22 protein-coding genes are annotated in these 24614 nt (G+C 69.5%); 15 read left to right on the forward strand and 7 right to left on the reverse strand.

Annotated elements, in window-relative coordinates; genetic code table 11:
* The first annotated feature begins 9 nt into the window (after window positions 1-9).
* Window positions 10-900 carry a 3-hydroxyisobutyrate dehydrogenase gene (mmsB, locus tag WS96_RS29790; RefSeq protein ID WP_059837842.1) on the forward strand — a complete coding sequence of 297 codons (891 nt, stop codon included), beginning with the start codon at window positions 10-12 and terminating at the stop codon, window positions 898-900.
* Window positions 901-1033: 133 nt separating this feature from the next.
* On the opposite strand, the gene WS96_RS29795 is transcribed toward mmsB, so the two are convergent.
* The 4 genes from WS96_RS29795 to WS96_RS29810 all read right to left on the reverse strand — a co-directional run bounded on the left by WS96_RS29795 (window position 1034) and on the right by WS96_RS29810 (window position 5819).
* Window positions 1034-1366 (reverse strand): hypothetical protein, encoded by a 333-nt coding sequence (locus WS96_RS29795; protein ID WP_059837443.1) that lies wholly within the window; start codon window positions 1364-1366, stop codon window positions 1034-1036.
* A 224-nt stretch (window positions 1367-1590) separates the two neighbouring features.
* On the reverse strand, window positions 1591-3993 hold the full coding sequence (locus WS96_RS29800; RefSeq protein ID WP_059837444.1) for a c-type cytochrome: 2403 nt from the start codon (window positions 3991-3993) through the stop codon (window positions 1591-1593).
* Window positions 3983-4486, reverse strand: a complete 504-nt coding sequence (locus WS96_RS29805) for a (2Fe-2S)-binding protein (RefSeq protein WP_059783902.1) — start codon at window positions 4484-4486, stop codon at window positions 3983-3985. The genes WS96_RS29800 and WS96_RS29805 overlap by 11 nt, the downstream gene beginning before the upstream one ends.
* Window positions 4487-4661: 175 nt before the next feature.
* Window positions 4662-5819 (reverse strand): FAD-dependent monooxygenase, encoded by a 1158-nt coding sequence (locus WS96_RS29810; protein ID WP_059837445.1) that lies wholly within the window; start codon window positions 5817-5819, stop codon window positions 4662-4664.
* Between the two features lie 298 nt (window positions 5820-6117).
* Between WS96_RS29810 and WS96_RS29815 the strand changes: the two genes are divergently transcribed.
* From WS96_RS29815 to WS96_RS29835, 5 genes are all read left to right on the forward strand, one after another.
* The gene (locus WS96_RS29815; protein WP_059792080.1) at window positions 6118-6870 is read left to right on the forward strand and encodes a maleate cis-trans isomerase family protein; all 753 of its coding nucleotides are present in this window, start codon (window positions 6118-6120) and stop codon (window positions 6868-6870) included.
* 26 nt (window positions 6871-6896) lie between these two features.
* The gene (locus WS96_RS29820; protein ID WP_059837446.1) at window positions 6897-7727 is read left to right on the forward strand and encodes an alpha/beta fold hydrolase; all 831 of its coding nucleotides are present in this window, start codon (window positions 6897-6899) and stop codon (window positions 7725-7727) included.
* Between the two features lie 47 nt (window positions 7728-7774).
* Window positions 7775-8815, forward strand: coding sequence for a hypothetical protein (locus WS96_RS29825; RefSeq protein WP_059837447.1), 1041 nt, complete (start codon window positions 7775-7777; stop codon window positions 8813-8815).
* 19 nt (window positions 8816-8834) lie between these two features.
* The gene (locus WS96_RS29830; RefSeq protein WP_059837448.1) at window positions 8835-9488 is read left to right on the forward strand and encodes an isochorismatase family protein; all 654 of its coding nucleotides are present in this window, start codon (window positions 8835-8837) and stop codon (window positions 9486-9488) included.
* A 164-nt stretch (window positions 9489-9652) separates the two neighbouring features.
* On the forward strand, window positions 9653-11938 hold the full coding sequence (locus tag WS96_RS29835) for a xanthine dehydrogenase family protein molybdopterin-binding subunit (protein WP_059837449.1): 2286 nt from the start codon (window positions 9653-9655) through the stop codon (window positions 11936-11938).
* A gap of 18 nt (window positions 11939-11956) precedes the next feature.
* Here the strand turns inward: WS96_RS29835 and WS96_RS29840 are convergent, their stop codons facing one another.
* Window positions 11957-12403: a MarR family winged helix-turn-helix transcriptional regulator gene (locus WS96_RS29840; protein ID WP_034205115.1), complete on the reverse strand. Its 447-nt coding sequence runs from the start codon at window positions 12401-12403 to the stop codon at window positions 11957-11959.
* A gap of 536 nt (window positions 12404-12939) precedes the next feature.
* On the opposite strand from WS96_RS29840, the gene WS96_RS29845 reads away from it, so the two are divergent.
* On the forward strand, window positions 12940-14247 hold the full coding sequence (locus WS96_RS29845; protein WP_059837450.1) for an MFS transporter: 1308 nt from the start codon (window positions 12940-12942) through the stop codon (window positions 14245-14247).
* A 295-nt stretch (window positions 14248-14542) separates the two neighbouring features.
* Window positions 14543-15304 carry a DUF4397 domain-containing protein gene (locus WS96_RS29850; RefSeq protein WP_059837451.1) on the forward strand — a complete coding sequence of 254 codons (762 nt, stop codon included), beginning with the start codon at window positions 14543-14545 and terminating at the stop codon, window positions 15302-15304.
* A gap of 67 nt (window positions 15305-15371) precedes the next feature.
* On the opposite strand, the gene WS96_RS29855 is transcribed toward WS96_RS29850, so the two are convergent.
* The gene (locus tag WS96_RS29855; RefSeq protein WP_059837452.1) at window positions 15372-15923 is read right to left on the reverse strand and encodes a DUF3005 domain-containing protein; all 552 of its coding nucleotides are present in this window, start codon (window positions 15921-15923) and stop codon (window positions 15372-15374) included.
* Window positions 15924-16104: 181 nt separating this feature from the next.
* Between WS96_RS29855 and WS96_RS29860 the strand changes: the two genes are divergently transcribed.
* From WS96_RS29860 to WS96_RS29885, 6 genes are all read left to right on the forward strand, one after another.
* The gene (locus WS96_RS29860) at window positions 16105-16356 is read left to right on the forward strand and encodes a hypothetical protein (RefSeq protein WP_230624801.1); all 252 of its coding nucleotides are present in this window, start codon (window positions 16105-16107) and stop codon (window positions 16354-16356) included.
* Window positions 16357-16609: 253 nt separating this feature from the next.
* On the forward strand, window positions 16610-18160 hold the full coding sequence (locus WS96_RS29865) for an NCS1 family nucleobase:cation symporter-1 (protein WP_059837453.1): 1551 nt from the start codon (window positions 16610-16612) through the stop codon (window positions 18158-18160).
* Window positions 18161-18182: 22 nt separating this feature from the next.
* A complete protein-coding gene (locus tag WS96_RS29870; RefSeq protein WP_059837454.1) occupies window positions 18183-18911 on the forward strand; it encodes an aspartate/glutamate racemase family protein in 729 nt (242 codons plus the stop codon).
* Window positions 18912-18972: 61 nt separating this feature from the next.
* Complete coding sequence (locus WS96_RS29875; RefSeq protein WP_059837845.1) at window positions 18973-20148, forward strand: LysR family transcriptional regulator; 1176 nt, start codon at window positions 18973-18975, stop codon at window positions 20146-20148.
* Window positions 20149-20312: 164 nt separating this feature from the next.
* Complete coding sequence (locus tag WS96_RS29880) at window positions 20313-20744, forward strand: DUF1090 family protein (RefSeq protein ID WP_059837455.1); 432 nt, start codon at window positions 20313-20315, stop codon at window positions 20742-20744.
* Window positions 20745-20875: 131 nt separating this feature from the next.
* A complete protein-coding gene (locus tag WS96_RS29885; protein ID WP_059837456.1) occupies window positions 20876-21862 on the forward strand; it encodes an ABC transporter substrate-binding protein in 987 nt (328 codons plus the stop codon).
* Window positions 21863-21980: 118 nt separating this feature from the next.
* Here the strand turns inward: WS96_RS29885 and WS96_RS29890 are convergent, their stop codons facing one another.
* Window positions 21981-23642, reverse strand: a complete 1662-nt coding sequence (locus WS96_RS29890; RefSeq protein ID WP_059837457.1) for an ABC transporter substrate-binding protein — start codon at window positions 23640-23642, stop codon at window positions 21981-21983.
* 372 nt (window positions 23643-24014) lie between these two features.
* Between WS96_RS29890 and WS96_RS29895 the strand changes: the two genes are divergently transcribed.
* A complete protein-coding gene (locus tag WS96_RS29895) occupies window positions 24015-24422 on the forward strand; it encodes a DUF427 domain-containing protein (protein WP_034205125.1) in 408 nt (135 codons plus the stop codon).
* Window positions 24423-24614 lie beyond the last annotated feature (192 nt).

Consider the following 24614-nt stretch of genomic DNA (forward strand, 5'->3'; position numbering starts at 1 on the left):
AACCTCGACATGGACATTGCATTCATCGGACTCGGCAACATGGGCGGCCCCATGGCCGCCAACCTGCTCAAGGCCGGCCACGCGCTGACGGTGTTCGACCTCGACGCGCACGCGGTCGACGCCGCGGTGCGCGCCGGCGCGACGGCGGCCGGCTCGCCGCGCGACGCGGCCGCGCGCGGCGCCGTCGTGATCACGATGCTGCCGGCGGCGCAGCACGTGCGCGCCGTCTACCTCGGCGACGACGGCGTGCTCGCCGGCGCGCGCCCGGGCGCGACGTTCGTCGACTGCAGCACGATCGATCCCGGCACCGTGCGCGCGGTGGCCGAAGCCGCCGCGCAGCGCGACTTCCCGCTCGCCGACGCGCCCGTGTCGGGCGGCACCGGCGGCGCGCAGGCCGGCACGCTGACCTTCATGGTCGGCGCGGACGGTACGCTGTTCGAGCGCATCCGCCCGGTGCTGCTGGACATGGGCAAGAACGTCGTGCACTGCGGCGGCATCGGCACCGGGCAGATCGCGAAGATCTGCAACAACCTGCTGCTCGGGGTCTCGATGATGGGCGTCGCGGAAGCGATGGCGCTGGGCGCCGCGCTCGGCATCGAGCCGGCCGTGCTGGCCGGCATCATCAACACGTCGACCGGCCGCTGCTGGAGTTCGGACGCGTACAACCCGTATCCGGGCGTGAGCGACACGGCGCCGGCCGCGCGCGGCTATGCGGGCGGCTTCGCGGCGAACCTGATGCTGAAGGATCTCGGGCTCGCCGCCGAAGCCGCGCGCAGCGCGCATCAGCCGGTCTGGATGGGCGCGCTCGCGCAGCAGCTGTATCAGTCGATGAGCCAGCAGGGGCTCGGCACGCTCGACTTCTCCGCGTGCGTGAAGCTGTACGAGGCACAGCCGGCCTGACCCGCCCGGCCGCCGCCGGACGTGCGCCGACCCGCGATGCGCCCGAATGGCGTCGCGGGTCGGTTTGCATGCGGGGGAAGGAAAACGGGGGCGGCGTGTCCTGCGCGGGCGGCGCAACGGCGCCGCCGCTCGGTCAACCGCGCGGGTTCGACGCCGTCTCGAAGGTCGGATGGCACTCGAACGCGAGTTCGGAGCGTGCGTCGATGCGGCGGCCGCCGGTCAGCGATTCCTGCTTCATGCTCGCGCGCATCCCGCGCTGCGTGCAGTAGTTGGTGGCTTCGCTGACGGCCTTCTCGTGGGCGTCGGCCCACGTCGTCGACACGCCGACCGTGTGCGTCGTCACGGTGAACACGTTCGGGTTCGACGTCGCGGTCACGTCGGAAGCAGTCGAACACGCGGCGAGCAAGCATGCAGCAGCCGCAATGGTCAACCATCGCAAGGTTCGAAAAGAGACTGGAATGGACATGGAGGGCAAGCGCACATCGGGCGACGTGCATTGAGCAACATAGGCGACAGTATGCCTGCTCGATCGCCGGAGATCATGCCCCTTTCGGTGAACACATTGTTTCGAATGGTTAAACGATGGCCGAATCAGGCAAGATTTACAGCCGTCGTCGACTCTCGTTTTCGTCAGGCAGGTCATTTCGCCCGGCGCGTCCGCCGGCCGGGGCGCTCACGCCGGCGCGACGGTCAATGCGCCCCCGCCTGCCGGATTTTCGCGGACGCTTCAGCGAGGTTTCGCCACGCCGGCTGCCCCGGCGCGTAGCGGGCGCGAATGTAGGCGGCAAGCTCGGCCATCTGATGGTCGTCGAACGCATCGCCGAAGCCCGGCATGTAGCCGAGCCCGTCGGTGGCCGGCTGGTCGATCCCGTGGTGCAGCACGCGCAGCAGGTTGTCCGGCGTCGCCTGGCTGACGCTCGTGTTGAGCCCCATCAGCGGCCGCACGCCGAAATGCCCGACGCCGCCCGACTCCGCGTGACAGACCGCGCACGCCGCGTCGAACGCGCGACGGCCGTTCTCGAGGCCGAGCGTCGCGATCGTTTCCGCGCCGCGCGCGTGGCGGCTGGCCGCGTCCGCGGCGACTGCCGCATCGACGGGCGGCGACAGCGACGCCAGATAATGCGCGATCGCCCGCACGTCGGACTCGGGCAGCGCCGCGAGCCCCGCGACGACGGGCGCCATCGGCCCGGCCGCGACGCCGTGCTGCGCCGAGAACCCCGTGCGCAGATAGTCGAACAGCGCGCCTTCGGTCCACGGTACGGGCGAAGCCGGCGACGCGACGAGCGGCGGCGCGACCCATCCTTCCGCCTCGCCGCCCGCCAGGTAGGCAAGGCCGCCCTTCTCCGCACCGAGCGCGTTGCGCGGCGTGTGGCAGGCGCCGCAGTGCCCGGCGCCGTCGACCAGATACTTGCCGCGATTCCACGTCGCCGAGCGCGCCGGGTCCGGCGCAAATGGCCGCGCATCGTGAAACAGCCAGTTCCAGCCGGCCACGAGACGCCGCCGGTCGAGCGGGAACGGCAGCTTCGTCTTCGGCGGCTCGTGCTTCACCGCCGGCTGCGACATCAGGTACGCATAGAGCGCGAGCAGATCGGGCTCGCTCAGCTTCGCGAATGCGGTGTACGGGAACGCCGGATACAGGTGCGAGCCGTCGCGCGAGATGCCTTCGCGCATCGCGCGGGCGAACGCCGGATACGACCACGTGCCGATGCCGGTTTCCGGATCGGGCGTGAGATTCGTCGTGTAGATCGTGCCGAACGGCGTATCGAGCGCGAGCCCGCCCGCGTTGGTCGCGCCGCCCGGCGCCGTGTGGCACACCGCGCAGTCGCCGGCGAGCGCGATCTGGCGGCCGCGTTCGAGCGTCGCCGCGCTCCACATCGCGCCGTCCGCGCCGCCCGGCGCAACAGGCGCGATCGGCGCCGGGCCCGGCAGGATCGCGCACGCGAGCCCGATCAGCCCGCCGCCCACGCCGCCGCCTGCCAGCCAGCGGCGCCAGCGCGATGCGCGGCGCGCGGCTGGCCGCGGCCGGTCGCCGGCATCGGCATCCACATCGGCCGGCGCCGGTTGCGCGAGCGCGGCGCGAATGTGCGCGGCGTCGAACGGCGGCGCACGAAAACGCACGCCGGTCGCGTCGTACAGCGCGTTGGCGATCGCGGCCGCGGCCGGCGCGGCCGCCTGTTCGATTCGCCGCGCGTCGTATGCGGACAGGTCGCCGTGTGCGCGATGCGCGGCTGCATCGACTGCAACCAGCTCGTGCGCGAACGCGTCGGGCCGCGCGTCGGCATCGGTCTCGTCGTATGCGGGCCGCGCGGACAACCGTGCCCCCATCACGCGCGATATCGCGGCCTCGATCTGCCACGCCGGCAGGCCCGCCATCGACGCGTCGCCCGGCTCGCCGGCACCCTGCCCGGCCACGACGCGCCGCACCGAGACGTCGCCCGTCGCGCAATCGACCTCGAGATCGACGACCCACGCGGACCAGCGCGATTCGTGGCCGCCATCGTCGCCGGACGCGGCGGTGCGCGCGTCGGCACGCTCGCCGTCGAATGCGAAACCGCGGCCGCCGACGCGCGACGCCGCGTTCGCCCGCGCCGTAAGCGGCACGCCCCACGCGGCGCGTTCGCTGACCATCCGGATCGTTTCGCGCGGGCCCGCATCCCGCGCGGCGTCGAGATGCTGCAACCGCAACGCGACCGGATCGCGCCGCAATGCGCCCGCGAGTTCGTCGACGAAGGATTCGCGGGCAAAGACGTGCGCGTGACCGGGAATCGCGCCATCTGCATCGGCCAGCTCGATCGACGTCTGCGCGTGCCGGTACACGAATGGCGATGCGGAGCCGGGATCGGCGCGTTCCTCCGCCGCGCGAGGATCGCCCGCGCCTGTGTCGAGCGCCTGCGCGCGATAGCGCCAGGCCGTCATCCGGCCGTCGGGCGCGGTCCGGGTTTCGATCTCGAACGAGGCATGCGTGTGCGCATCGCCGAGCGGCCACGCGTAGCGCGCGCGGTGCGAGCGCGATGCGTCGGCGGCCGCTTCATCGTGCGGCGCCGGTTCCGTCACGCGCGCCGGCGCCGCGTGCAGATCCGCATCATGCTTCATCGCCGCCTCGCAAATAGCGTGCGGCGCGACGCACCGCGCGGATGATCTCCAGATGCGTGCCGCAGCGGCACAGGTTGAAGCGCAATGCATCCCGGATCGCCGCATCGTCGGGTGTCGGGTTGCGCTCGAGCAGCGCCTTCGTGCTCATGATCATTCCGTTCAGGCAATAACCGCATTGCGCGGCCTGCTCGTCGATGAACGCGCGCTGGATCGGATGCGGCGCGTCGCACGACCCGAGTCCTTCCAGCGTCGTGACGTCGCGTCCGTGCGCGGCGGCGGCCGGCACCACGCACGAACGCGTGGCCTGCCCGTCGACGAGCACCGTGCACGCGCCGCACTGGCCGAGCCCGCAGCCGTATTTCGGGCCGTTGAGCGCGCAATCGTTGCGCAGGACCAGCAGCAGCGGCGCGTCGGGCGCGGCGTCGGCGAAGGTATGCGGCGTGCCGTTCACGCGAAACGCCAGCGGCCGCGACGGAGAAGCGGGATGGGACATGAATGGATCCGGAATACGGCGTGCGGGCCGGAGTCGGCCGGCGGCGGACACGACCGCCGGCTGGCGCCCGCCGGCGCGCCTGACATATAACACGCCGAAATGCGCGCGTTGCGACGCATCGATGCCCGCGCCGGCGAAACGGCTGCCCAGTGCCGACCGGCACCGGCGCCGCGCGTCAGGCCGCGGCCGCCACGTTGCCGCGCGACGGCGCTTCGAGCGGCACGTCGAACACGTCGTACCCGAACACCCACGACGGATCCTCGTCGGTGCGCAGCCACGTGTTGTTGTGCGACACGAGCTGCACCTTCGACGCACGCGCCGCGCGGTTCGCCTCGTACAGCGCGAACGCGCCCGCATGGTCGCCGACGCCGACTTCGTCGAGACAGCGCGCGAGCATCGCGGCGTCCTCGATCGCCATCGCCGCGCCCTGCGCCATGTGCGGCTTCATCGGATGGCACGCGTCGCCGAGCAGCACGAGACGGCCGCGGCTCCACAGCGGCAGCGGATCGCGCTCGAGCAGCGGCCATTTGGTGATCGACGGCGATACGTCGATCAGGTGCTGGATGTCGGGATGGAAACCGGCGAACGCCTCGCGCATCTCGTCGCGGCTGCTGTCGACCATCGACACGCCTTCCGGCCACTCGGCCTGCGGCACCCCGGTCACGTAGTAGTACTCGTCGCGCTTCTCGGTCACGTAATAGACCATCATGTGGCGATCCTCCGACCACCACTTCACGCACATGTCGTACGGCTTGTTGCCGAGCAGCGACGCGGGGAACACCGCGCGGTGCGCGACATAACCGGTGTAGCGCGGCGGTTCCGCGCCGAGCAGATGCTCGCGGAGCCGCGAGTTCACGCCGTCCGCGCCGATCGCGATGTCGGCCGTCTCGACGCTGCCGTCGGCAAACGTGAGGCGCACCTCGCTGCCGGTGTCCTCCACCGCCGCGAGCCGCTTGCCGAAGCGGATCGTGCCGGGCGTCACCGCCTGCGTCATCAGCGCGTGGAAATCGCCGCGATGCACGGTCAGGTAGCTCGCGCCGTAGGTCTTGCGCGCGTAATCGCCGAGCGGAATCCGCGACAGCACGTCGGCCGTCCGCCAGTCGCGGCTGTACCAGCAATCCGGATGCGAACCCATCGCTTCCAGCGCGTCCTCGCAGCCGATGCGCCGCATGATCTTCATCACGTTCGGACCGAGATGGATGCCCGCGCCGAGACGCGAGAACGCGGGCGCCTGCTCGTACAGCGCGACGTCGTAACCGCCGCGCTGCAGCAGCGCCGCAGCGGCCGTGCCGCCGAGGCCGGCGCCGATGATTGCGATACGGGGTTTGCTCATGCGGATCTCCTGATCGTGGGCCCGTGGCCGAACGCGGCGCGAGGACGGGCGGATTGAATGGCGTTTATGTAGCGTACACACTCAATTTATTCAGGACAAGCGGATTATTGATCGACGCCACTCCATTCGGGAAAACACCAATAAATCGTCGAAAACACGCGCACCAGAACGATCAATCCATGCCGGACGGCATTTTGATCCATTGCCATTTTCAAATGTACACACTAGACTTTGCCCAACATCCGGCGATCCCGCGCCCGCGAGCCGCCCCACCCTTACCGACACGGAGCCTCCCGTCATGAGCAAGACCTACCGCATCGGCCAGATCGTGCCGAGTTCCAACACGACGATGGAAACCGAGATTCCCGCGATGCTGCGGCTGCGCGAAGCAATCCGTCCCGAGCGCTTCACGTATCACTCGAGCCGGATGCGGATGAAGAAGGTCGTCAAGGAAGAGCTCGCGGCGATGGATGCCGAATCCGACCGCTGCGCGGTGGAACTGAGCGATGCGCGCGTCGACGTGCTCGGCTACGCGTGCCTCGTCGCGATCATGGCGATGGGGCACGGCTACCACCGCGTGTCGCAGGCGCGCCTCACGAAGCACACGGCCGACAACGGCGCGCAGGCGCCGGTGCTGACGAGCGCGGGTGCGCTCGTCGACGCGCTGAAGGTGATCGGCGCGAAGCGGATCGTCGTCGTCGCGCCGTACATGCTGCCGCTCACCGAACTGGTGGTCGACTATATCCGCAACGAAGGCTTCGACGTGCTCGCCTACCGCGCGCTGGAAATCCCCGACAACCTCGACGTCGGTCGCCACGATCCGGCACGCCTGCCCGATATCGTGAAGACGCTGCCGTACCGGGATGCCGATGCGATCGTGCTGTCCGCGTGCGTGCAGATGCCGTCGCTGCCGGCCGTCGCGAAGGTCGAGGCGATGACGGGCAAGCCGGTGATCACCGCCGCGATCGCGACCACCTACGCGATGCTGCGCGAACTCGATCTCGAACCGGTCGTGCCCGGCGCCGGCGCGCTGCTGTCGGGCGCGTACTGAGTGCCGCCGCCACTTCGGAGACCCCCATGCCCTCGACTTTCCTGTACGGCGCGAACGTCCGCGCCAACGGCATCCGCCAGCACTACCTGCGCTACGGCGGCGCGACCGGCGCGCGCGCATCGCGCCCGGCGATCGTGCTGATTCCCGGCATCACGAGCCCCGCGATCACCTGGGGCTTCGTCGGCGAAACCTTCGGCGCGGCGTTCGACACCTACGTGCTCGACGTGCGCGGCCGCGGGCTGTCGGAAGCATCGCCGGCGCTCGACTACAGCCTCGATGCGCAGGCGGACGACGTTGCGGCGTTCGTCGCCGCGCTCGACTTGCCGCGCACGAGCCTCGTCGGCCATTCGATGGGCGCGCGGATCGCCGCGCGCGCGGCCCGGCGCGGCATCCGCGGGCTCGCGTCGGTCGTGCTCGTCGACCCACCCGTGTCGGGCCCGAACCGCCGCGACTATCCGGGCAAGCTGCCGTGGTACATCGACTCGATGGCGCTTGCGCGCGCCGGCACGGACGCCGAAGGCATGCGCGCGTTCTGCCCGACCTGGACCGATGCCGAACTGCGGTTGCGCGCCGAATGGCTGCATACCTGCGACGAGCGCGCGGTGCGCACGTCGTACGAAGGCTTCCACACCGACGATTTCCACGCGGATGCCGCACAACTGGCCGTGCCGTCGCTGCTGATCACGGCCGAGCGCGGCGACGTGGTGCGCGACGACGACGTCGCCGAACTGCAGCGCGCGACGCCGTCGATGCGGCACGTGCGCGTGCCCGATGCCGGCCACATGATCCCATGGGACAACGCGGCGGGCTTCTACGCGGCGTTCGGCGATTTCCTCGGCGCACCGCTCGCGGCCTGAGTGCGCGGCGCCCGCCCATTTCCTTCACGCCTTTACCGGAGCCGACGATGCCAGTCAGCGACACCCAACTGATCGACGCGTGGAAGCAGGTCCTCACGTTGTCGCGCCTCGAACCGGGCCAGACCGTCACGATCCTGACGAGCGCGGCCACCCACCCGCAGACGCTGTCGTGCGCGCTGATCGCGACGCAATCGCTGGGTGCGATCGTCAACCGGCTCGACCTGCCGCCCGTCAACGGCGACAAGGCGTTCAGCCGGGATCCGCTCGCCTACCTCGGCACGACGCCGCTGACCGGCAACAAGGCCGCGATCGCCGCGCTGCGCGAGAGCGATCTCGTGCTCGACCTGATGACGCTGCTGTTCTCGCCGGAGCAACACGACATCCTGAAATCGGGCACGAAGATCCTGCTCGCGGTCGAGCCGCCCGAAGTGCTCGTGCGGATGGTGCCGACCCTGGCCGACCGCACGCGCGTACTCGCCGCATCGAAGAAGATCGCGGCCGCGCGCGAGATGCGCGTGAGCTCGGCGGCCGGCACCGCGCTCGTATGCCCGCTCGGCGAGTTTCCGCCGACCGCCGAGTACGGCTTCGTCGACACGCCGGGCCGCTGGGACCACTGGCCGAGCGGCTTCGCGCTGACTTACCCGAACGATCGCACCGCACGCGGCACGATCGTGATCGATCGCGGCGACATCCTGCTGCCGCAGAAGCACTACGTGCGCGAGCCGATCGCGCTGACCGTCGAGGGCGGCTACGCGACGCGCATCGAAGGCGGCGTCGACGCCGACCTGCTGCGCGACTACATGGAAACGTTCGCCGACCCCGAAGGCTATGCGATCTCGCACATCGGCTGGGGGCTGCAGCCGCGCGCACGCTGGTCGACGCTCGGGCTGTACGACCGCGAGGCGACGATCGGGATGGATGCGCGCGCGTTCGAAGGCAACTTCCTGTTCTCGCTCGGCCCGAACAACGAAGGCGGCGGCAACCGCACGACCACCTGCCACATCGACATCCCGCTGCGCCGCTGCACGGTCGAGCTCGACGGCGAAACCGTCGTGCGCGACGGCCGCGTGACCGATCAACCCGCCTGACCGACGAGTGCCCGACACCATGAACGATCTTTCCCGTCACGCCGAAGCGAGCGTGTATCGCCAGCAGGGCTTCGGCACGCCGCTGCCGCCGCACGGCAACCTCGGCCTGCTGATCGTCGATTTCGTGGTCGGCTTCGCCGATCCCGCGACGTTCGGCGGCGGCAACATCGCGCCGGCGATCGCGCGCACGACGCATGCGCTCGCGCTCGCGCGCGAACGCGACTGGCCGGTCGCGCACAGCCGCATCGTCTACGCGGACGACGGCAGCGACGACAACGTGTTCTCGCTGAAAGTGCCCGGCATGGCGACGCTGACCGAGCATCATCCGAACAGCGCGATCGTGCCCGAACTCACGCCCGCGCCGGGCGAACTCGTCGTGCGCAAGACCGTGCCGTCCGCGTTCTTCGGCACGCAGCTCGCGCCGTGGCTCGCGCAGCGCGCGGTGCAGACGCTGCTCGTCGCGGGCGCCGTGACGAGCGGCTGCGTGCGCGCGAGCGTCGTCGATGCGATGTCGCACGGGTTCCGCCCGCTCGTGCTCGCCGATTGCGTCGGCGATCGCGCGATCGCGCCGCACGACGCGAACCTGTTCGACATGCAGCAGAAATATGCGGCCGTGATGCCGCTCGACGATGCGATCGCGGCGATCGACGCCGTCCAGGCCCGCGCGCGCTGAGTCGCGATGGATCGCGGGCGGCGCGAGTGCGAGTGCATCGTGTGTCGCCCGCAATTGACGCTGCGCTTTTGGCGACCTAAATTGACGCCACGCGCGCCGCCGCCCGAACGCTTCCCGACGCGATCGCCCACCGGCCGCGCCGCCCCTCGACAGGACCGCTCCCCGTGAACCGCTCCGAACTGCTCGCGCGCACCGGCTGCCTGACCGTGATCCGGCCGCCCGCGCCGCCCGTGAAGCCGGCGCCCGGTCAACCGGGCAGCCTGTCGTCCTACGTGCCGGCGCTGCCCGAAATCTTCGTCGCGATTCTCGACGACGGCCGCATCCTCGCGTTCAACGGGCACGTCGATCTCGGCACCGGCATCCGCACGTCGCTCGCGCAGATCGTCGCCGAGGAGCTCGACGTGCCGGCCGCGCGCGTGACGATGGTGCTCGGCGACACGGCCGCGACACCGAACCAGGGCCCGACCATCGCGAGCGCGACGATCCAGATTTCCGCGACGCCGCTGCGCTGCGCGGCCGCGCAGGCCCGTCACGCGCTGCTGGCGCTCGCGGCCGAGCGGCTCGGTGTCGACGCGGCGCAGTTGGACATCGACGATGGAACGATTTCAGCCGATGGACAGGCGATGACGTTCGCCGCGCTCGTCGCCGGGCAGCGGATCGCGCTGACGCTCGACCCGAACACCCGCACGAAGGACCCGACCCAATACCGGATCGTCGGCCGCTCGTCGCCGCGCGTCGACCTGCCCGCGAAAGCGACCGGCCAGCTCACGTTCGTGCACGACATGCGCGTGCCGGGCATGCTGCACGGCCGCGTCGTGCGGCCGCCGTACGCGGGCCACGACAGCGGTCCGTTCGTCGGCACGTCGCTCGTGGACGTCGATCGCGCGTCGGTGGCCGACGTGCCGGGGCTCGTGGCCGTCGTCGCGATCGGCGATTTCGTCGGCGTGGTGGCTGAGCGCGAGGAGCAGGCGATCCGCGCCGCGCGCCAGTTGCGCGTGACGTGGCGGCCGCTTCCCGCGCTGCCGTCGCTCGACGAGCCGGCCGCCGCGATCGCCGCCGCGCCGGCCAGACGCCGCGTGCTGCTCGACGAAGGCGACGTCGACGCCGCGCGAACGGAACCGGACACGCTCACGCTGTCGCGTACCTACACGTGGCCGTTCCAGATGCACGGCTCGATCGGCCCGTCGTGCGCGCTCGCCGACTACCGCGCACCGGGCGACGGGCGAATCACCGTGTGGTCCGGCACGCAGAACCCCGTGTCGCTGCGCTACGACCTCGCGACGCTCGTCGCGCGCGACGAAGCCGATGTCGACGTCGTGCGGATGGAAGCGGCCGGCTGCTACGGCCGCAACGGCGCGGACGACGTGTGCGGCGACGCGCTGCTGCTGTCGCGCGCGGTCGGCCGCCCGGTGCGCGTGCAGTTGTCGCGCGCGGACGAACATCTGTGGGAACCGAAAGGCGCGGGCCAGTCGATGCAGGTGACGGGCACCGTCACGCGCGACGGCCGCCTGCTCGGCTACGACTTCACGACGCGCTACCCGTCGAACGACGCACCGCTGCTCGCGGCGCTGCTGACCGGCGCGATCGCGCCCGAACCGCGCGTGTTCGAGATGGGCGACCGCACGGCCGTGTCGCCGTATGCGAGCCCGCATCGTCGCTTCGTCTGCGAGGATCTCGCACCGCTCGTGCGCGCAGCGTGGCTGCGCGGCGTGTCGGCGTTGCCGAACTCGTTCGCGCACGATGCGTTCGTCGACGAATGCGCGGCGCTGACCGGCGTCGATCCGCTCGTATTCCGGCTGCGCCACCTGCAGGACGCGCGCGCGACCGAGCTGCTGCAAGCGGTGGCCGATCGCGCGGGATGGACCACGCGCACGCCGCGCGCGTCGAACGAACGCGACGAATCGCGGCTCGTGCACGGCCGCGGGATCGCGTATGCGCGCTACGTGCACAGCCGCTTCCCGGGCTTCGGCGCGGCGTGGTCGGCCTGGATCGTCGACCTGAGCGTCGATCGCGTGTCGGGCGAGATTCGTATCGAACGTGTGACGGTCGGTCAGGACACCGGCACGATGATCAACCCGGACGGCGTGCGCCACCAGATCCACGGCAACGTGATCCAGGTATTGAGCCGCACGCTGAAGGAGCGCGTGCGGTTCGCCGACGGCAAGGTCGCGTCGCGCGAATGGGCGAGCTACCCGATCCTGACGTTCGCGGAAGTGCCGGACGTCGATGTCGTGCTGATGCCGAGGCAGGGCGAACCGCCGCTCGGCGCCGGCGAATCGGCATCGGTGCCGGGCCCGGCCGCGGTCGCGAACGCGCTGTTCGATGCCACCGGCGTACGCTTCTACGCGCCGCCGTTCACGCCCGAAACGGTGCGCGCCGCGCTGCGCGAGGCCGGCCGGCTGATGAACGCCGACGCGGCCCGCGCATCGGCCACGGCGGGCGCGACGTAGGGCAGCCTGCGCCGCGCGTCACGCGTCGCCGTCTTCTTCCATCATCTTGCGCAGCAGGAACTGCAGCGCGACCCGTTCGCCGGGATTGAGCGTGCCGTACGTGCGCTCCGTCACCTGCCGCGCGAACGGCACCGTGCGATCGATCAGCGCGAGGCCGGCCGCGGTCGTGCGCACGATCAGCTTGCGGCCGTCGTTCGGGTCGGGCAACACCTCGATCAGCGCGCGTGTCTTCAGGCGCTCGACGACGCCGCGAATCGTCGCCTGATCGATCGCGGTCGCCTTGACGATGTCGTTCAGCGAACACGCCTGCCGTTCCTTGACCGCGCACAGCGTCACGAACTGCGCGGCCGTGAGATCCGAATCGGGGATCGCTTCCTGAAAAATCGACACGTGCCGCTGATACGCGCGGCGCAGCAGATGCCCGACCTGATCGTGAAAATCGTACGAATCCTTGGAAGACGCCATGAGAGTGCGGGCCCGCGCCCGCATGCAAATGAAAGACAAGCAGTGTACACCCTCAAATCGGCGCGGCCGGCGACAGAACGATCGCGTCATTGCGGTGCATCACGATTCGCAGCGTCGCATGCAGGTTGCGCGTGACGGTCGCCGAGCGCAGCGGTCGCCCGCTCGTCGCGTCGGCGCGCCGGGCCGGCCGCGCACCGTCGCGGCGGCTGCCGCAGGCCCCTGCGCGCACCGCTGCCGGCTTTCGTGCACACACTTCAATTTTGAGTGCATACGCACGAATTTCGTGCATACCGGCACGCGTGCCCCGGCCTTTTCATCGCATGCTTCATATCGCCCATAACCCCTTTTAAAACACGGATTTTTCCGGGTCTGACGTTGACATTCCGATGGCCGGATTCATGCCTGTGCGATTCGGTATTTTCTAGTGTGTACGCTATGTATTTGACATGATATACAGACTCCAGTGCGCAGCGGAACGTCCGCTCGCGTCGATCGAGCCACCCATTCATCCGTCACATTCGAACAGGGGCAGTCCCATGTCTACCGCACACCCGAGCGCCGCCGTTTCCGCCGACGACGCGCTGCACGGCGCTCTCTATCGCAAGGTCACGCTGCGCCTCATCACCCTCTTCTGCCTGTGTTACTTCGCGGCCTATCTCGACCGCATCAACATCGGGCTCGCGAAGCTCCAGATGCTCGATGCACTGAAGTTCAGCGACACCGTGTATGGCCTCGGCGCCGGCCTGTTCTTCGCCGGTTACATCCTGTTCGAAGTCCCAAGCAATCTGGTGCTGCAGCGCGTCGGCGCGAAGCTGTGGATCGCGCGGATCATGATCACGTGGGGCCTGTTGTCCGGCGCGACGATGTTCGTGCACACGCCGATGCAGTTCTACGTCGTGCGCTTCCTGCTCGGCGCCGCCGAAGCCGGTTTCCTGCCGGGCGTGCTGCTGTACCTGACGCAGTGGTATCCCGATGCGCGTCGTGCACGGATCGTCGCGCTGTTCATGGTCGGCTTGCCGCTGTCGAGCATGATCGGCAGCCCGATCTCCGGCTGGATCATGCGTGCATTCGACGGCGTGCACGGGCTCGGCGGCTGGCAGTGGCTGTTCCTGCTCGAAGCGCTGCCGTCGGTGCTGCTCGGCTTCGCGGTGCTGCGCTGGCTGCCCAACGACATCGAATCCGCGCAATGGCTGAACGCCGACGAGAAGCGGGTGCTGCGCGCGAATCTCGACGCCGACCCGGCCGGCAACAAGAGCCACGCGCTCGGCAAGGCCTTCTCCGATCCGAAGGTGTGGGCGCTCGGCCTGATCGATCTGTGCGTGCTGCTCGGCCTGTATGCGGTGAGCTTCTGGCTACCGACGATCCTGCGCGACACCGGCGTGAAGGACGCGTATCACATCGGCTGGCTGATGGTGATCCCCAACGCCGCCGCCGTGCTCGCCACGCTGTACTGCGGCGCCAGCTCCGATCGCGCGCGCGAACGCCGCTGGCATATCGTCGTCCCGTTCATGGTGTCGGCCGTCGCGCTGGCGATCGCGGCTTCGTCGTCGCACGGAACGCTCGGCACGGTGCTGCTGTTCTCGCTGATCAACGCCGGCGCGGCCGCCGCGATGCCGGTCGTGTGGGCGCTGCCGTCGACGTTCCTGAAGGGCTCGGCCGCCGCCGGCGGCATCGCGTTCGCGTGCTCGATCGCGAACCTCGGCGGATTCGGCAGCACCTACTTCATCGGCTGGCTGCGCGACACGTTTCATTCGCAAAGCGCGGGGCTGGTCGGTTTCGCCGCATGCATGCTGGTCGGCTGCGCACTCGCGCTCGCCTATCCGGCGCGGCTCGTGAACCGCTGACGCCTCGCGCCGCACGCGCAACACTGCCTTTTTACAACCGCGCCGATCGCGCGGTCCGCCCCCAACGTCCCCCGCGTCATTCCGCGCACGCCGCCCTCCCGGCGCGTGCGCGCTTCCCGCCACCACGCCGCCGCCGTTCGCCGATTTTCGCGCCGCGCAGGCACGCCGATTGCGTCATCCCCGCGCCCGCCATCCGGCGGACAGCCATCTTCCTTCCAACCGGCGCTGCGACCCGCGCGGCTTTTTGCGCGGCGGTCCCGCATCGCAATGCAGGTTTCCTGAACGAGAGGACGACATGAAATCAATACGAACGATAGTGGCCCTGTGCTCGGTCATTTCCGTGCTCGCAGCATGCGGCGGCGGCGACGACGCCGGGACCGTACTCGGCATCTCGAAGCCGCAGGCGCGCTTCATCAACGCGGTGCCGGCCGGCCCGAACCTCGACTACTACCTGAATGCGAAGGTCGACCAGTCGGGCGTCGCATACAAGGGCGTGACGCGCTATCACGACATCGATTCGGGTACGCAGACCGCGAGCTACGACGTGTCGGGCACGACCTCGACCGTCGCGTCTCAATCGTTCAGCGCGGCGAACGGTCACCACTACACGACGATCGCGCTGCCGAGCACGACGTCGCTGATCTCCGTCATCGACGATCCATACGACAAGGGGCTGCTGTCGGACAAGGCGCGGGTGCGCAGCTTCAACGCATCGCCGAATGCGCAGAACGTCGACGTGTACGTCGTGCCGCCGGGCACCGACATCACCACGCAAAGCCCGACGATGGCGGGCGCGGCCTACCAGAACGCCGTGCCGGCGACGACGCAGGATTCGGTCTACCTGAACGGCGGCACCTACCAGGTGATCGTCACGACGGCCGGCAGCAAGTCGCCGATCCTGAAGACCGCGCCGGTCAGCATCGGCAACAACGCCGACTGGCTGCTCCTGACGATTCCGTCGGGCGGGGTCGGCGACGTGACGCCGAACGATATCCACGTGCTCGTCGCGCAGGGCAACGACGCCGATACGTCCGCGCAGGAGCTGGGGCCTCAGTAAGGGCCGGAAACGGTCGCGGCGGCCGGTGCGACATGCAACGGCCGCCGCTGGGTATCGAATACAGGGATCAGTCGTCGGACCGTTCGAGGCTGATCACGTGCTCGGCGCGCGTCCCGTCGCCGTGCTCGATATCGACGTCGCCGACATGGCGCACGCGCCAGCCCGGCCGCGTCGCGATCTGCGGCATGTTGCCGGACGGCCGGCTCTCGATCCCGCCGAGCCCTTCGTCGGGCGTATCGATCGCTTCGTCGAGCGACGCGTTCGAATAGATCACGTTGTCCTGCAGTTCCGACGCGCCGGTGCGTGCCTCCATGCCCTTGCCGTCGACGTCGACCGTGTTGTCGGTCATCGCCATGTTCGCGTTGTCGAGCGTGACGATCCGGCCCGCGGCACGGCGTACCGGATCGCCGCTGTCCACCGCATGCGCGTCGACGTCGATCGCCGGCAGGCCGGTCGGCATTTTCCCGGCAACCGCCTCCGGCGTCAGCGGACGCCGCGCTACCTGCGCGGCCTGGGTCGCCGCGTCGGGCATGTCGCCGGCCGCCGGCGTCTTCACCGGGCTTTTCTCGATCTGTTCCCGCTGCTTTTCCGGGGTTGGGTTCGATTCCGCGTTCTGCATCGCACCTCCTTGGCCGGCCTGCGGGCGCCGGCGTCACGCCAGCGCCGCCGGGCCGGAAATCGCTACAACGGTCCTTGCAAATCTTTCATGCGCACGGCCACGCACGCGCGCCATCCGGCGCGCGTGCTGCCGGCACGGCACCCGCAGGCGGACTGCACGCTCGCGCGCCGCCCGCCCGACCGTGCGTCAGCCGCCGCCGCTCGCGCCGGCCGGCCCGGAAGCCGCGCCCGGCATGCTTGCACCGGTATCGCCGCTGCTGCCGGCCGCCCCGCTGCTCGGCATGCCCGAGGGCGCGGTCGAAGGCGCGGCCGACATGCCGCTCGCTGCGCCCGAGTCGGAACTGGCTGCGCCGTTGTCTCCCTTCTTCTGGCAACCCGCGCCTGCCGCCAGGCCCGCGATCAGGATGCCGGCGAAGACGGCTCGCGATACGTGACGAAATGAATATCGCTGCATGACACCTCCGCTGATGTCGATGTGGATGGAACCCATCGACCCGCAATTTGCGTGCCTTCCCGCGCCGCCGCGGCCGCGCGCGTCGCATTCATTTTTCGAATGACGCCCAGCCGAATATTTAATTTCCCATCGTCGGGGCGGCCGCCCATACTCGCGAACAAATCCGAGACATAACGTCCACGGCGGCCCGGCCCGCGCTGCGCACATCCGCGGCACGGTTTCGCGCCCCGCACATGGAAGGAGACAACGGCGTGCAACTGGAAGCCATTCACCGCACGGGCCTCGGGCTCGGCGCGGACGACGCATCGCATCGAACCGACACGGCCGCGCGCGATCCCGCGCTGAGCCCGCGGCTGCACAATCCCGATCTCGCGCCGACCAAGGCCGAAGGCCGCACATGGGGCCGCTACAGCATCTTCGCGCTATGGACCAACGACGTGCACAACATCGCGAACTACTCGTTCGCGATCGGATTGTTCGCGCTCGGCCTGTCGGGCTGGCAGATGCTCGCGTCGCTCGCGATCGGCGCGGTGCTCGTGTACTGCTTCATGAACCTCACCGGCTACATGGGCCAGAAAACCGGCGTGCCGTTCCCGGTGATCAGCCGGATGAGCTTCGGCATCTACGGCGCGCTGCTGCCCGCGATGATTCGCGCGGTGATCGCGATCGCATGGTTCGGCATCCAGACCTATCTCGCGTCGGTCGTGCTGCGCGTGCTGCTCACCGCGATCTGGCCGGGCCTCGCCGCGTTCGACCAGAATGCGATCTTCGGGCTGTCGACGCTCGGCTGGATCACGTTCGTCGCGATCTGGCTGGTGCAGATCGGCATCCTCACGTACGGGATGGAAACGGTCCGCAAGTACGAAGGGCTCGCGGGCCCGGTGATCCTCGTCACGACGCTGTCGCTCGCCGCATGGATGATCAGCCGCACCGGCGGCCATCTCGCGATGTCGATCGGCAAGCCGATGACCGGCCTGAAGATGTGGACGGAAATCTTCGCGGGCGGCTCGCTGTGGCTCGCGATCTACGGCACGCTGGTGCTCAACTTCTGCGATTTCGCGCGTTCGTCGCCGAGCGCGAAGACCGTGCGCGTCGGCAATTTCTGGGGGCTGCCGGTCAACATCCTCGTGTTCGCGACGATCAGTTTCGTGCTCGCCGGCGCGCAGTTCGAGCTGAACGGCCACATCATCCACAGCCCGACCGAAATCATCGCGACGGTGCCGAACAAGCTGTTCCTCGTGCTCGGCTGCCTGGCGTTCCTGATCGTGACGGTGGCCGTGAACATCATGGCGAACTTCGTCGCACCGGCCTTCGTGCTGACGAGCCTCGCGCCGCACCGCCTGTCGTTCCGCCGCGCGGGCCTGATCAGCGCGACGATCGCCGTGCTGATCCTGCCGTGGAACCTGTACAACAGCCCGATCGTGATCGTCTATTTCCTGTCCGGCCTCGGTGCGCTGCTCGGCCCGCTGTACGGGATCATCACGGTCGACTACTGGCTCGTGCGCAAGCAGCGCGTGAACGTGCCCGAGCTCTATACCGAAGCGCCGACCGGCGCCTACTTCTACACGCGCGGCGTGAACCGCAAGGCGCTCGCGGCGCTCGTGCCGTCCGCGCTGATCTCGATCGCGCTCGCCGTCGTGCCGGCCTTCAGCGCGATGACGCCGTTCTCGTGGCTGCTCGGCGCCGCGATCGCGGGCGGCGTGTACTGGCTGCTGGCCGATCGCAAACGGCACTACGAAGCGCGCTCGGGCGAACACATCGCGGTCGCCTGCGCGCAACACTGACACACACGCATACGGAGTCACGATGAGGATCCTGGTAGTCAACGTCAACACGACCGAGTCGATCACCGACGCGATCGCCGCGCAGGCGCAGGCCGCCGCGTCGCCCGGCACGGAGATCGTCGGGCTGACGCCGCGCTTCGGCGCGGAGTCGATCGAAGGCAACTTCGAGAGCTACCTCGCGGCGATCGCCGTGATGGATCGCGTGTTGAACTACGACGAACCGTACGATGCGGTGATCCAGGCCGGCTACGGCGAACACGGCCGCGAAGGGCTGCAGGAACTGCTGACGGTGCCGGTCGTCGACATCACCGAAGCGGCCGCCAGCGTCGCGATGCTGCTCGGCCATCGCTACTCGGTCGTCACGACACTCGACCGCACGGTGCCGCTGATCGAGGATCGCCTGAAGCTCGCCGGGCTCGATGCGCGCTGCGCGTCGGTGCGCGCGAGCGGCCTCGCGGTGCTCGAGCTGGAAGCGGATCCGGCCCGCGCGATCGAATCGATCGTCGGCGAGGCGCAGCGCGCGGTGCAGGACGATCGCGCGGAAGTGATCTGCCTCGGCTGCGGCGGAATGGCCGGCCTCGATCGGCAGATCGAGGAATGCACGGGCGTGCCGGTGGTCGACGGCGTGTCGGCGGCGGTCGCGCTCGCCGAGTCGCTGGTGCGCCTGAAGCTGAAGACGTCGAAGGTCCGCACGTACGCGCCGCCGCGCCCGAAGCGGATCGTCGGCTGGCCGGGAACCTTCGCGAAATGACGGGCTGCCGGCCGGTTGCCGTGTGGCGCGCACGCCCCGTCTCGCCGGGACGCGTATCGGCATGCGCAACCCGCTAGACCGGCCCACCCTGCCCCGCGACGCGTCCGACGCCGCGGGCGCGCTCGACGTGCTCGATGCACGGCTGATGCGCATCCTGCTCGTGCTGCTGACCGAGCGCACCGTGTCGCGTGCGGCCGTGCGCCTGAACATGTCGCAGCCGGCGACGAGCGCCGCGCTCAAGCGCCTGCGCACGCTGCTCGGCGATCCGCTGCTGGTGCGCAGCCGCTACGGGATGGTGCCGACCGAATTCGGCGCGCGCCTGATCGAGCCGCTGCGCAACGCGCTGCGCGTGATCGACTTCATCCGCATCCAGCAGCCGACGTTCGACGCGCGCACGTCGGTGCGCACCTACCGGATCGGCTGCCCCGACTACCTGAACGTGCTGTTCGTGCCGAAGCTCGTCGCGCTGTTTCGCGAGCGGGCGCCGAACGCGCAGCTGGTGTTTCATCCGCTCGGCGACGGATTCGACGACGAACGCGCGCTGGCCGACGGCGAACTCGACGTCGTGATCGACAACCGGCCCGCACGCCGGTCGCGCTTCCGGCAGGACGACCTGTTCGACGATCGCGTCGTGTGCCTGATGCGCGCGACGCATCCGCTCGCGCGGCGCGGCGCGATGACGGCCGCCGGGTTCGCGGCGGCGCCGCAACTGTGCCCGACGCCGTCGTGGCTCGAAGCGTCCGGCGCGATCGACCGGCAACTCGAGCGCGTGGGCCTGCAGCGGCGCATCGCCGTCACGCTGCCGCACTTCGAGCTCGCCGCGCATGCGCTCGTGCGCACCGACCTGATCCTCACCACCACGTACCGGCTCGCACGGCACTACGCGAAGCTGCTGCCGCTCGCCGCGGTCGCGCTGCCGGCCGAGCCGCCGGACATCGTGTACCGGATGACGTGGAACGAAGCGGGATCGTGCGCGGAAGGCGGTCGGTGGCTGCGCGGACTGATCGCCGAAGCGACGCGCGCGTGGCTCGACGCCGAGGCGGCGCTGCCGGCAGTCGCCGCGGTCGCCGCTTCCGGCCCCGATGCGGACATCCCGACAACCGCGCCGGCCGCCGCCGATCCGCCCGAGCCCGCCCGGCGCACGCGCCGCGGACCGGCCACGCATTGCCATGCGTCGCATCCGGCACGCGTCGCGCAGGCGGCACGCATCCATCGCATCGCGACGAAGTCGCACTGACCGGCGCCGCCGCTGGGCGGAAAGCGTGCGCTCGAACGCCGCATGTCAGACCGGTCCTATTTACCCGCGCCGCACCGACTCTTCAGAATGACGCGTTGAACACGTGCCGACGGACGTCGCGTCGCGAGCACCCATAGCCGCTTTATCGAATCGAGGAAATCCGCATGAAGAACGCACTCGTCGCGCTGGCCGTCCCGGTCGCGCTATTCGCGAGCGCCGGCGCATTCGCCGGTACTCAGGACTGCTCGACACGCATCCGCGCGCTGCACACGCAGATCGACAACGCGAAACGGTTCGGCAACACGCAACAGGCGATGCGCCAGCAGGCCGCGCTCGACCGGATCATGGCCAACTGCACGGATGCCGGCCAGCTCGCACGCGCCGAACGCAAGCTGACCGACAAGGCGCGCGACCGGCGCCACGCGGAAGACGAGGTACGCGACGCACAGGCGCGCGTCCGCGAAGCCGAAGCGCTCGGCGATGCAAGGAAGCTGAACAACGCGCAACGCAAGCTCGCCGACAAGCAAACGAAGCTGCGCAACGCCACGCGCGACCTGCACGACGCGCAGGTCGATCGCGACGCGCTGAAAGGCTGACAGATCGAAACGACGTGCCGCGCGAATATGCATTTCACGATTCGATGTTTGTCGGCCGGAAACCGATTCCGTAATCTGCCCGGCAGCCGCGCCGCCCGCGCGCGGATCACCGAACCGAGGACACGCCGCCGATGACCCACTCTTTCGCCACGGCACGCCGCCGCACGCTGCAGCGCCTTGCCGCCCTCGCCGCCGCGCCGCTCGCGAGCGGCCTCGCGCTGCCCGCGAGCGCGGCCGGCGCCGACCTGTCGGGCGTCACGCTCGTGCTCGGCGACCAGGCCGGCGGCCTGCGGGCGCTGGCCGAAGCGGCGCGCGTGCTCGACGGCACGCCGTACCGGTTCCGCTGGGCCAACTTCCAGGGCGCCGCGCCGCTGTTCGAAGCGCAGCGCGCGGGCGCGATCGATCTCGCGCCCGCCGGCGACCTTCCCGTCCTGACGGCCGCGCTCGGCGATCCGTCGTTGCGGATCGTCGCGACGCGCGTCGGCTCGCCGACGTCGCTCGGCATCGTCGTGCAGCCCGACTCGCCGGTGCGCACGGTGGCCGACCTGAAAGGGCAAACCGTCGTCGTGTCGTCGGCGCGGGGCAGCATCTCGCAATACCAGTTGTACGGCGCGCTGCGCGAACACGGGCTCGCGCCGCGCGACGTCGACGTGCGCTTCGTGCTGCCGGTCGACGCGTTCGCCGCGTTCGAGGCGAAGCGGATCGGCATCTGGGCCACGTTCGATCCGTACTACGGGCACGCGGTGCGACGCGGCGCGCGCATCGTCCGCGACGGCAGCGGCATCAATTCGGGGCTCGCGTTCCTCACGTCGCCGGTCGAAACCCTCGACGATCGCGGCAAGCGCGCGGCGCTCGCGGACGTGCTCGCGCGGCTCGCCCGTGCGGGCCAATGGGCGCTCGCACATCCCGCCGACTATGCGAGCGTCTATGCATCGCTCACGCGCCTGCCGCCCGACGCGGCCACCGATATCGCGCGCCGGGCCGCGCTCGCGCAGCGCAGCCTCAGCGGCGCCGACATCGACGTGCTGCAGCGCGTCGCCGATCGCGCGGCGGCGGACGCGATCCTGCCGCGCCGCGTCGACGTCGCGTCGATCGCCATCCGGAACGTGGCCGCCTGAGAGGCGCCCCGCGGGGCGCGGGCGCGCGTTCAGCGCGGCCGCGCCGTGTCGAGATCCGGTACGTCGTCGCCGAACGTCGACCGTGCGACCGCGCATCTCGCGTCCGTCGACATCTCCCTCAATCGAGCCACACGCCGTCGAACCGGTGTCCGCCGAGCGGCGAGAACGTCAGCCCGTGTACGCGCCTGGAAATCGGCAGCGACACGATCGACGTCGCGATCGGCGTGAACGGCACCTGGTCCTTGAACACCACCTGCGCCTGCTCGTACAGCGCCGTGCGCTTCGCGACATCCGCGTTCGAACGCGCCGCCGTCACGAGTTGCTCGAAGTCCTTGTTGCACCATTTCGCGAGATTGCTGCCGTGCACCGCATCGCAGCCGAGCAACGTACCGAGCCAGTTGTCGGGGTCGCCGTTGTCGCCCGACCAGCCGTACAGGATCGCGTCGTGCTGCCCGTCGTGTTTCGCGCGGCGGTTGTATTCGCCCCATTCGTAGCTGACGATCTTCGCGCGCACGCCGATCTTCGCCCAGTCCTGCTGGATCAGTTGCGCCATCAGCTGGGCATTCGGGTTGTACGGGCGCTGCACGGGCATCGCCCACAGCGTCAGGTCGAAGCCGTTCGGAAAACCGGCCTGCGCGAGCAACGCCTTCGCGGCCGCCGGATCGCGCGGCGCGTCCTTCAGGCGCGGGTTGTACGACCATTGCGCGGGCGGCATCGGGTTCGTCGCGATCGTCGCGTCGCCGTTGAATACGGTCTTGATGATCGCCGTCTTGTCGATCGCGATGTCGAGCGCGCGCCGCACGTCGACGCGATCGAGCGGCGAATGCTGCGTGTTGTACGCGACGAAGCCGACGTTGAAGCCCGTCCCCGAGAACAGCGTCAGCTTCGGGTCGCGCCGCACCGTCTCGAGATCGGCCGGCCGCGGAAACACCGACACCTGGCATTCGCCGGCCACGAGCTTCTGCAACCGCGCAGCCGGATCGGGCGTGATCGCGAACACGAGGCGCGCGAGCTTCACGTCGTCCGGCTTCCAGTAGTCGGGATTCGCGTCGTAGCGGATCAGCGCGTCCTTCTGGTACGTGCGCAGCAGGAACGGCCCCGTGCCGACCGGGAACTGATTGATGTCCGACTCGCGATGGCGTGCGGCGAGCTGCGACGCATATTCGGCCGACAGCACCGACGCGAACGCCATCGCGAGATTGCGCACGAAGACGACGTCGGGCGACTTCAGCACGAAGCGCACCGTATAGTCGTCGACCTTCTCGATGCGCTCGATGTTGCGGTCGAAGCCGAGATCGCTGAAATACGGGAAGCTGACCGGATAGGCCTGGCGAAACGGATCGTTCGGGTCGAGCATCCGGCGGAACGTGAACACGACGTCGTCGGCCTGGAACGGCCGGGTCGGTTTGAACCACGCGGTCGTCTGGAATTTCACGCCGCGCCGCAGGTGGAACGTGATCGTGCGCTGATCGGGCGACACGTCCCAGCTCGTCGCCAGCGACGGGACGAGATCGAGCGTGCCGCGCTTGAATTGCACGAGCCCGTTGTAGATCGTGTACGTGCTCGCATCGAAATCGGTGCTCGTCGTATGCTGGCCGGGATCGAAGCCGGCCGGGCTGCCTTCGGAGCAGTACACGAGTGTCTTGCCCGCGGGTGCCGCGAGCGCGTGCGGCACGGCGCCGGCCAGCAGCAGCGACGCAGCCATGCAGCGCAGCGCGGCGCCGGCATGCGATACGCCGCGCGTACGGCGCGCGGCTGACGAAACGAAAGGATTCTTCATGGTGAGAGAGGCAAGCAAGAAGTGCCATGCGAATGACGACCGTCGATCTTCGCGCGCATCCCGCCGATCGCTTACCAATTAATTCCGCGTTGCTTATCGTCGCGGATGCATCCCGCTGCCCCTGCATGGGAATGTCCATGCGAGCGCCGTGGACATGCTCGCGGAACACCGCCGCGACGCCCGGCCCGGCGTCATGACGCAGCACCGTTCGCTCACGGTTGCGGACATCCTTCCGGCCCCCTGCAGGTTCCGCCGAATTGGCGCATCGTATCGGTTGGCCAACGCCGGCACCGGTGCGCGGGAATCCGCCGGCGCACGCATGCCGGCACGGCGCGCCCGCCGGTGCGCCGCCCATTCCTGGAGGACCCACGCATGTCGCTCAACCCCGATACGCCGTCTCGTCCCGTGAAGTCGCCGGGCCCCGATCACCCGATCCTGATCGAACCGCACTCGTCGCGCGTGGTCGTGAAGGTCGCCGGCAAGGTCGTCGCCGATACGCGCCATGCACTGGTGCTGCGCGAGGCCAGCTATCCGGCGGTGCTGTACATTCCGCGCGAGGATGCCGACATGTCGCTGCTCGAGCGTACCGATCACGCGACCTACTGCCCGTACAAGGGCGATTGCGCGTACTACTCGATTCCGGCCGGCGGCGAACGCGCGACCAATGCGGTGTGGACGTACGAGCATCCGAATCCGGCGGTCGAATCGATTCGCGGGCACCTCGCGTTCTATCCGGACCGCGTCGATTCGATCGAGGAAAGCCTGCTCGTCACCGCCTGAGCGCGCGGCGCCCTGCCGCGTCGCCGTTCACGTATCGTCCGGCGGCTGATTTGCATATGCGGATTCATTGGTTGGCCGCCGTCCCGCCTGGTCGTATCGTCTCGAGTCCGGCGCGGGCCGGCCGCGCGCATCGCTCGCGACCGTCCACGTCCCGTGCCGATCGCGCCATGCCCGCGCGCCCCGTGAACCCGC

This window comes from Burkholderia sp. MSMB1835 (assembly GCF_001526365.1).
Taxonomy (GTDB): Bacteria; Pseudomonadota; Gammaproteobacteria; order Burkholderiales; family Burkholderiaceae; genus Burkholderia.

Coding starts and splice junctions, on each gene's coding strand:
- WS96_RS29875 (WP_059837845.1), top strand. CDS start 18,973: ATGCGCAACCCGCTAGACCGGCCCACCCTGCCCCGCGACGCGTCCGAC.
- WS96_RS29850 (WP_059837451.1), top strand. CDS start 14,543: ATGAAATCAATACGAACGATAGTGGCCCTGTGCTCGGTCATTTCCGTG.
- WS96_RS29890 (WP_059837457.1), bottom strand. CDS start 23,642: ATGAAGAATCCTTTCGTTTCGTCAGCCGCGCGCCGTACGCGCGGCGTA.
- WS96_RS29885 (WP_059837456.1), top strand. CDS start 20,876: ATGACCCACTCTTTCGCCACGGCACGCCGCCGCACGCTGCAGCGCCTT.
- WS96_RS29855 (WP_059837452.1), bottom strand. CDS start 15,923: ATGCAGAACGCGGAATCGAACCCAACCCCGGAAAAGCAGCGGGAACAG.
- WS96_RS29800 (WP_059837444.1), bottom strand. CDS start 3,993: ATGAAGCATGATGCGGATCTGCACGCGGCGCCGGCGCGCGTGACGGAA.
- WS96_RS29880 (WP_059837455.1), top strand. CDS start 20,313: ATGAAGAACGCACTCGTCGCGCTGGCCGTCCCGGTCGCGCTATTCGCG.
- WS96_RS29815 (WP_059792080.1), top strand. CDS start 6,118: ATGAGCAAGACCTACCGCATCGGCCAGATCGTGCCGAGTTCCAACACG.
- WS96_RS29845 (WP_059837450.1), top strand. CDS start 12,940: ATGTCTACCGCACACCCGAGCGCCGCCGTTTCCGCCGACGACGCGCTG.
- WS96_RS29840 (WP_034205115.1), bottom strand. CDS start 12,403: ATGGCGTCTTCCAAGGATTCGTACGATTTTCACGATCAGGTCGGGCAT.
- WS96_RS29795 (WP_059837443.1), bottom strand. CDS start 1,366: ATGTCCATTCCAGTCTCTTTTCGAACCTTGCGATGGTTGACCATTGCG.
- mmsB (WP_059837842.1), top strand. CDS start 10: ATGGACATTGCATTCATCGGACTCGGCAACATGGGCGGCCCCATGGCC.
- WS96_RS29865 (WP_059837453.1), top strand. CDS start 16,610: ATGGAAGGAGACAACGGCGTGCAACTGGAAGCCATTCACCGCACGGGC.
- WS96_RS29870 (WP_059837454.1), top strand. CDS start 18,183: ATGAGGATCCTGGTAGTCAACGTCAACACGACCGAGTCGATCACCGAC.
- WS96_RS29820 (WP_059837446.1), top strand. CDS start 6,897: ATGCCCTCGACTTTCCTGTACGGCGCGAACGTCCGCGCCAACGGCATC.
- WS96_RS29810 (WP_059837445.1), bottom strand. CDS start 5,819: ATGAGCAAACCCCGTATCGCAATCATCGGCGCCGGCCTCGGCGGCACG.
- WS96_RS29895 (WP_034205125.1), top strand. CDS start 24,015: ATGTCGCTCAACCCCGATACGCCGTCTCGTCCCGTGAAGTCGCCGGGC.
- WS96_RS29805 (WP_059783902.1), bottom strand. CDS start 4,486: ATGTCCCATCCCGCTTCTCCGTCGCGGCCGCTGGCGTTTCGCGTGAAC.
- WS96_RS29830 (WP_059837448.1), top strand. CDS start 8,835: ATGAACGATCTTTCCCGTCACGCCGAAGCGAGCGTGTATCGCCAGCAG.
- WS96_RS29825 (WP_059837447.1), top strand. CDS start 7,775: ATGCCAGTCAGCGACACCCAACTGATCGACGCGTGGAAGCAGGTCCTC.